This window comes from Flavobacterium collinsii (assembly GCF_902804485.1).
GTDB lineage: Bacteria > Bacteroidota > Bacteroidia > Flavobacteriales > Flavobacteriaceae > Flavobacterium > Flavobacterium collinsii.
Window position 1 is genome coordinate 1 of the sequence record NZ_CADCST010000190.1, and the last position, 7,116, is coordinate 7,116.

The 7,116-nt window shown below is 29.3% G+C and carries 5 protein-coding genes, 3 tRNA genes and 1 rRNA gene; 6 read left to right on the forward strand and 3 right to left on the reverse strand.

Features of this window, described 5'->3' with window-relative positions; genetic code table 11:
* From rrf to FLA105534_RS23485, 4 genes are all read left to right on the forward strand, one after another.
* A 5S ribosomal RNA gene (gene rrf / locus FLA105534_RS23470) occupies positions 1-86 on the forward strand; the annotation flags it as partial.
* A gap of 68 nt (positions 87-154) precedes the next feature.
* Positions 155-227: transfer RNA gene (locus FLA105534_RS23475), tRNA-Phe, on the forward strand.
* Positions 228-233: 6 nt separating this feature from the next.
* A tRNA-Leu gene (locus FLA105534_RS23480) sits at positions 234-319 on the forward strand.
* A 57-nt stretch (positions 320-376) separates the two neighbouring features.
* Positions 377-450, forward strand: a tRNA-Arg gene (locus tag FLA105534_RS23485).
* Positions 451-574: 124 nt separating this feature from the next.
* On the opposite strand, the gene FLA105534_RS23490 is transcribed toward FLA105534_RS23485, so the two are convergent.
* The 3 genes from FLA105534_RS23490 to FLA105534_RS23500 form a co-directional block, all read right to left on the reverse strand.
* Positions 575-703 (reverse strand): transposase, encoded by a 129-nt coding sequence (locus FLA105534_RS23490; RefSeq protein WP_246253303.1) that lies wholly within the window; start codon positions 701-703, stop codon positions 575-577.
* 629 nt (positions 704-1,332) lie between these two features.
* Positions 1,333-3,351: a tetratricopeptide repeat-containing sensor histidine kinase gene (locus FLA105534_RS23495; RefSeq protein ID WP_173968497.1), complete on the reverse strand. Its 2,019-nt coding sequence runs from the start codon at positions 3,349-3,351 to the stop codon at positions 1,333-1,335.
* 126 nt (positions 3,352-3,477) lie between these two features.
* The gene (locus tag FLA105534_RS23500) at positions 3,478-3,726 is read right to left on the reverse strand and encodes a hypothetical protein (protein WP_173968498.1); all 249 of its coding nucleotides are present in this window, start codon (positions 3,724-3,726) and stop codon (positions 3,478-3,480) included.
* 115 nt (positions 3,727-3,841) lie between these two features.
* Between FLA105534_RS23500 and FLA105534_RS23505 the strand changes: the two genes are divergently transcribed.
* Positions 3,842-4,510 (forward strand): response regulator, encoded by a 669-nt coding sequence (locus FLA105534_RS23505; protein WP_173968499.1) that lies wholly within the window; start codon positions 3,842-3,844, stop codon positions 4,508-4,510.
* Between the two features lie 892 nt (positions 4,511-5,402).
* A partial coding sequence (locus tag FLA105534_RS23510) for an AMP-binding protein (protein WP_173968500.1) occupies positions 5,403-7,116 on the forward strand: 1,714 nt, incomplete at its 3' end.

The window sequence follows — 7,116 nt, forward strand, 5'->3', positions numbered from 1 at the left end:
CACCTCTTCCCATCCCGAACAGAGTAGTTAAGCCCGCCTGCGCAGATGGTACTGCAGTTATGTGGGAGAGTATGTCGTCGCCTTTCTTTTTAAAACCCTGTTCGTAACAAAACGGGGTTTTTTATTCTAATTTTACTTAGTAATAAGTAGAAATGGTACCTTAGCTCAGATGGTAGAGCAATGGACTGAAAATCCATGTGTCCCTGGTTCGATCCCTGGAGGTACCACATAACGCTCGGATGGTGAAATTGGTAGACACGCTGGACTTAAAATCCAGTGAACAGCAATGTTCGTGCGGGTTCAAGTCCCGCTCTGAGTACTGAAAACTTCAATTGGCTCTGCTAATTGAAGTTTTTTTTAAAATAAAAACTAAAATGGACGCATAGCTCAGCTGGATAGAGCACCTGCCTTCTAAGCAGGCGGTCGAAGGTTCGAATCCTTCTGTGTTCACAAGGAACCACTCAAATCGAGTGGTTTTTTTGTTTTGTACCATTTATCAAAACATGAAACGGTTCTTTTATCGGATCAGGTTCAAAAGGGATCAGGTTCAAAAGTTGAGGATTAGGCAAAAAGATTAGATAATCTGAATAAGAAAAAAATCTATATTCCTCACTCCTCTGAATTGACTTCTAAAGGCTTTTATTTTAGCATTGAAAGATTCTGCCGAAGCATTTGTATTTCTATTACCAAAATAGTTTAAGATTGACTGGTAATTAACGGATCAGGTTCGAAAGTTGGGAAGTGATATAAAGAGTATTCTCTACCGTAGAGGACTTTAGGAATGAAAGTGGCAGCCTTTTGCAATCTTTTAAAGATTTACATTTTCCTAAAATTTCTTAATTGCAAAAATAATAATAATTTGCAGCTTACCCCATAAGAGACAAGTATTTGGAATCTGTTGCTCTGAAAGAGCTTTAGCAGTAACATGGCACGAAGTGCCATGAATAATGGTGAGCACTTCTTTAAGCCCTGCATGGGCGAAAGCAGAACTCAAAAGAGCACATGTCCTATTTTTATGATATTTCTGAAAGTTAGCAACTTTTAATTAAGATCTTATGCTTTATTTATAACTGCTTATACCTCTTCTGGGCAATATGATTGATTATCTTAATTTATAGTGCGTTGCACTATTTTTATGCTTTTGGGCTTTCAGCCCTTTGTAAACATTTCAAATATTTATACCGAAAGAGGGTACTAATTATAAAAATTAGCTGTAATAAAATGATCTCTTAAACGAAGGGCTGAAATCGTTAATAAAAAGGAATAAATTCTATCAACTGCACAACATTTTGTATTGATCCATGGTTCTGAGGCTTTTTTTTGAATTATATTTTAAAAAGTAAATGTAACTTCGATTTTTGTTCCTTCACCAATTTTTGATTCAATATTAAATTGACCTTTTAATGACATTACTCTTTCTCGCATGTTGCTTAATCCTATACCATTTTTTTTACTTTTGATATCAAATCCATTCCCGTCATCAATAATAGTCAGTTTTATAAAATTGTGATTTTTCTTCTCAATTTTTACATCGCAATTTTCTGCATCCGAATATTTATTAACATTTAAAATGGCTTCTTGAATGATACGGTATATGTTTATTTTATATATATTTTGAATGATTTCCCATTCAAAAGTGCCATCATTTGCAAATTTAAAACTGGTGGTACTAATGTCTTTTTGATTTTCAATTAAACCTTCTAATAATACGTTAAAATCATTCCCTTCTAAGAAAGATCCCCGGCTTAAATCATGAGATATGGTTCTGATCTCATTTTCGATATTTTGTAGTTCAAAAATATATTCTTTTCTTTTTTCAATTATTGCCAAATCTGTTTTGGAATTAAAAAAACCTAAATTCATTCTGACACCATATATTTTATTCATTATACCATCATGTAATTCCTTAGCTATTTTTCCCTTTTCATTTTCTTTTGCAATATTTATTTTCTTATGCTGTTCAGTTAATAATAGATAGATCTCTTCATTAGCTTTTTGCTGCTTTCTTAAGAAGAGTAATTCCTTGTTTTTGTATTTTAAATATCTCAAAAGAAAAAATAGTGCAAGTAATAAAATTGATCCAAGTGAAATAATTAAGATCCATAAGTTATTCTTGGTAAGAACTTTATTTTCGTCTTCTATTCTTGAAGTTTCATATGCGATCCTGGCGTATTTATAATGTGCATTTTTCTGGATTTTATTGATACTATCACTTATCTGGATATACTGATTTGTATAAGACAAACTATTCTTTTTATCTATTTTAGAGAGTAATTTTAAAGAAGTTAAAATTTCATTACTGTTTTTTATTTTTATTGCTATGTAATTTGCTTCTAATAAACTTTGTATTGACTTTAAAGTATCTTTTTGTGTCAGAAAGTATTCTCCAATGTATATCTTCTTATATAAAAGATCTGATTCAACGCCGATGCTATCTACAATTTTTAGAGATTCAATGAACATTGATTCAACATTTTTGTAGTCCCCATTTCTCATCTTTGAATATGCTAAATTACTCAGAACATTTGCATATAGTCTTGGCCACTTTTTTTTCAAATCTCTGGAAAGTAGCCCTTGTAAGTTTTGTACAGATTTTGAAAATTCTCCCTTTAAGTCGTATAAATTTGAAATATTAATGATGGAAGTTACATTGTAATTGTTGATTTCATCTTTATCTATATCGTTAACTTTCATTTTTTCTAAATTATTCAAAGCTAGTTTATGATATCGTAATGCTTCGTCATAATTGACCAATTTTTCCAAGCAATTCCCCATTAGAGTGTTACAGGAATAAACCAAGCGATGGTTTTTAGATTTTTTTAAATATTGTAAGGCTTTCGAAATTTCGACTTCACATTCGATATAGTTTCCGTCATAAAATAAAACGTAAGCTTTATTAAATAGCATTTTACCTACATTATCATAGTCAGAAATCTTAGAGTATATTTTTTCTGCTTGTAAAAAATAAAAGTAAGCGCTATCTCTTTTAGAATTTCTGTAACAGTCTCCTATGTAGAATAATGCCAATGGAATTCTGGTACTATCTTTGGCTTCTTTAGAAAGTTTAAGAGCTTGTAAACTAACATGTAATGATTTTTTTAGATTGTCAATAGAGTAATATTCAGTTGCAAGTTTTAGGTATAAATTTCTAACAATGGAATCATTTGTTTTAGATTTAAGTAGACTGGCAATTGAATCTAAGTATTTCTCTTTTTTATCTTTTTTTAGAGTATTAATATGAATTTTATCAATTGAAACAGATGTATTTTTTATATAAAGATTTGAATTCTGTTTTTCACAAGAAAAAAATAGAATTAGAAGTATGCAAATTATTCTGTTACAAGAGGTCAAATTATAATCATTTACTTAATAATTTCAAATATATAGTTTTTTTAAGTAATAGACTTAACATATAAGAGGACTAAGTAATTTACTGCCGAAGAAAATTACTTAGTCCTTATTTTAAAGAATTGTAATTTAGTGATGACCTTTCCTTGGCGGTATAGGATTGCTTGGCTCTCCTTTTGTATTAGTTTTATCAATCTTATTAATTACAGCAGTTGAATCGATTACTTTTTCTTTCAATAGATTTTTCATATTAGACTGGTGGTGAATACGGGTATTAATACTTTTGACGTCTTGAACTTCGTAACTGTCATCATTAGAGCAGGAATAAATTAATAAAGAAGCGAAGACAAGTCCTATAATACGTAATTTGCTTTTCATAAATAAATTTTTAAGTTGATCATATTTATGACAAAAAAACATCTAAGATTTGTCTGAATTGTACGGAATATCCGTAATATTTATTTAGTTTTGATGTAAATTAGATGGAATAATTATGAACCTAAACATTTTGATTGTTGATGACCACCCTATGACAGTTGATAGCTATGTCAATTTGTTGTTTTATAGTGATTTAGATTTCGGTAAACTGAATTTTATAAAGAGTCATAATTGTGAAGATGCTTATAAAAAGATAGTATTTTATTTAAAACAAAATTTGAGTATTGATTTTGCTTTATTAGACATTAGTCTTCCTGCCTATAAGGAACTAAATATTAATAGTGGTATTGATTTAGCGTTGCTTATTAGGGAAAAATTTAAAAACTGCAAAGTAGTTCTTCTTACGATGCATAGTGAACCACTAACTGTCGATAAAATTATTAAAGGAATAAAACCAGAAGGTTTCATCGCAAAGAGTGATATTAATTTTGAATTATTTCCGAGCATTTGTAAAAAAATTCTTGATGGGGATATATTTAAAAGTAGTACTATAATAAAGTCTCAAAGGGAATTGTTTAAAAAAAATATAAATTGGGATAATCATGACAATCAAATTTTAATTTTAATTTCTCAGGGAGTTAGAACTGTTAATCTTCCGAATTATATACCTCTTTCTATGAGTGCTATTGAAAAAAGAAAGGCAAACATAAAAGATCAGCTTTTAAAAGGGAAAGGAAGCGATAAAGATCTGGTCGAGAAAGCAAAAAAGTTAGGATTGTTGTAATTATGGCTTATTGAATTCTTCAATAATCAAATTAAGTACAATGCGGTAGTAGGGCCTTAGGTTAAATTTTTTTTAATATATTCATTGTGTTATCTATGTCTTTAATGATAGGGTTTATTAAATTATTTTTCCTTTGATTTAATTGTTTTATGTTTAGTGAAATAATCCACAATTAAAATTCTTACTTGGTTTTCTTTAATCAAGCTCCTAAGCGCAATGCAGGATAGATGTTTATACTGAAGAGGGGGAGATTTTCTGATATATTTACCCCCAATAGTATTAGAAGTAATACTTTGAACTCTGTTTTTTTTGATATTTTCAATCTCTTTAGTTTCGAAAAAAAGATATGCTGTTCTCTAATCCTGAATAGTATTGGGGAGCGTTTCTTTTAATTTGGGAATTTTTACTTACGAAATTCCTTTTTTTGTGTTTCTTCAAAATAAGCAAGATTTACAAATATTGACTACAAAAGGGAAGGTTTTGCTTTAGTAAAAGTTCTATTGTTTTTGGGTTTTCTTAATTGCCATAATTTTTTGCATTCTTCATAATTATGGTTGCAAATTTAACTTGAGAAAACAATATTTTATAACATCAATTTTCTAAATCTTTAAGATGATTTTTTTGTCTTAATGGTTATTTTACTTTCTGCTAACAGTTTATCTACTTAATCATCAAAGTCCGTAATTTTTATGAGAAAACACCGTAATTTTTAGACGTATGTTGCCTCTATTTTCGTGAAAAATCTATATGCCAGTATATTGAAAATAACTTTAATAAAAAAAGTGATTTTGTAGATATTGTTTGGGATATAGTATAAAAGTCCTGCGCACTTTATAAGTATTGAAGTGCATTGGGATGCTGATTTTAAACAAGAAATAGGAATACAGAATTTATGGATAAGAATGCAGTATCAAATAATTTTAGTTTAGTTTCAAGATATTGGAAAAAAAAAATATCAAACAGAGAGAAAGTTTTTGAATTAAATAATAAACAAAATAGTACTCACAGTGTTACTATTAAGGCCGAGGACCTAAACTACTTTAATAAGCTAGCAAATGATAATTTAATTGCTCAAGCTACGGTTCTAAGTGCTATTTTTTCTTTTTTGTTAAAGAGATTACTTAGTGAATTTGATGGTTATGTTGTTTCAAATTATAGAAATCACCCCAATTGCTTGCTTTTATCATTTCCTATAGATTTAAAAACACCATTTAAGGAATATCTTCAAAAAGTAAGAATCGAAATTTTAGATTCGCTAAAATATTCGGATTACGATAATAATTTTATCTCCGAAAAAGAAGGTTTTAGTGATTTAAGCACTCTTTCTAATTTTTCTATAAATATTAACTCCGATTCTAAGCTAGATTGTAATGGTCTTTTGTTTGATATAAAAATAAATGAGGGAGATGCTATAGAAATTTGCGTTTCTTATTTAGAAGGTTTTGTAAAGAAAACAATTGTTGAATATCTGGTTAGGCATTTTAAACAGTTTATAGTTAATTTAGAAGATAATATAACAGCTGACTTATCGGATTATGAACTATTATCTGAAAAAGAAAAACAGCAGTTATTAAATGATTTCAATGATACAACAGTTGCTTATCCAAAAGATAAAACGATAGTTGATTTATTTGAAGAACAAGTTGAAAACACACCAAATAATATTGCTGTTCTATTTGAAGAAACTAAATTAACTTATAAGGAACTAAACGAAAAGGCAAATCAGTTAGCCTATTATATTTCTACTAAACATTCCATTGATAAAGGAGACATAATTGGTGTGTTTTTACCTAAATCTGATATTGGAATCATTTCATTATTGGCAATATTAAAGTTAGGTGCGGTTTATCTACCGATAGCTACAAATTATCCTCAGGAAAGAATAGATTATTTGATAAAAGATAGTGGATTAAAATTACTAATTAGCAATGGTGTTGTATTTGATATTGTTAATTGTGAGACAATAGATCTAAAAGCATTGATTTTTGAAGATAATAGTAGTAATAATATCAATGCACCTATTTCGTCCAATGATTTAGCCTATCTAATCTATACTTCCGGCTCTACCGGTCAACCTAAAGGAGTAATGGTTGAGCATGGCAGTAATATAAATATGTCATTAAATCAGATTGAGACTTTTGAAATTACGGAAAAGGATAAAGTAGTATGGTTTGCTTCTGTTGCCTTTGACGCGTCTATATCTGAAATTATGATGAGTTTGTATAGTGGTGCTACATTATGTATTCCTACAGAAGAAATAATTAAAGACAAAGATCAATTTACAAGTTTTTTAAAAGAAACAAAATCGACAGTAGTTACTTTTCCTCCAAGTTATTTAGGATTATTGTCTGAAAATGATATCTCTGGATTACGATGTGTCATTACAGCTGGAGAATCTGCTAATCTGACTAAAGCAATAACGGTTGTAGAATCAGGAATTGATTATTTTAATGCCTACGGACCTACAGAATGTGCTGTTTGTGTGTCGATTTATAAGGTAACCAAAGATGATTTTGAAAATTTGGTTATTCCAATTGGGCGCCCCATATCAAACACTCAGATTTATATTTTAGACGATAACTTAGAGCCAGTTGTTATTGGCGGTT

What these genes read in the sequence shown, in the direction of transcription:
- FLA105534_RS23500 (WP_173968498.1), bottom strand. Translation starts at nt 3,726, where the DNA reads ATGAAAAGCAAATTACGTATTATAGGACTTGTCTTCGCTTCTTTATTA.
- FLA105534_RS23505 (WP_173968499.1), top strand. Translation starts at nt 3,842, where the DNA reads ATGAACCTAAACATTTTGATTGTTGATGACCACCCTATGACAGTTGAT.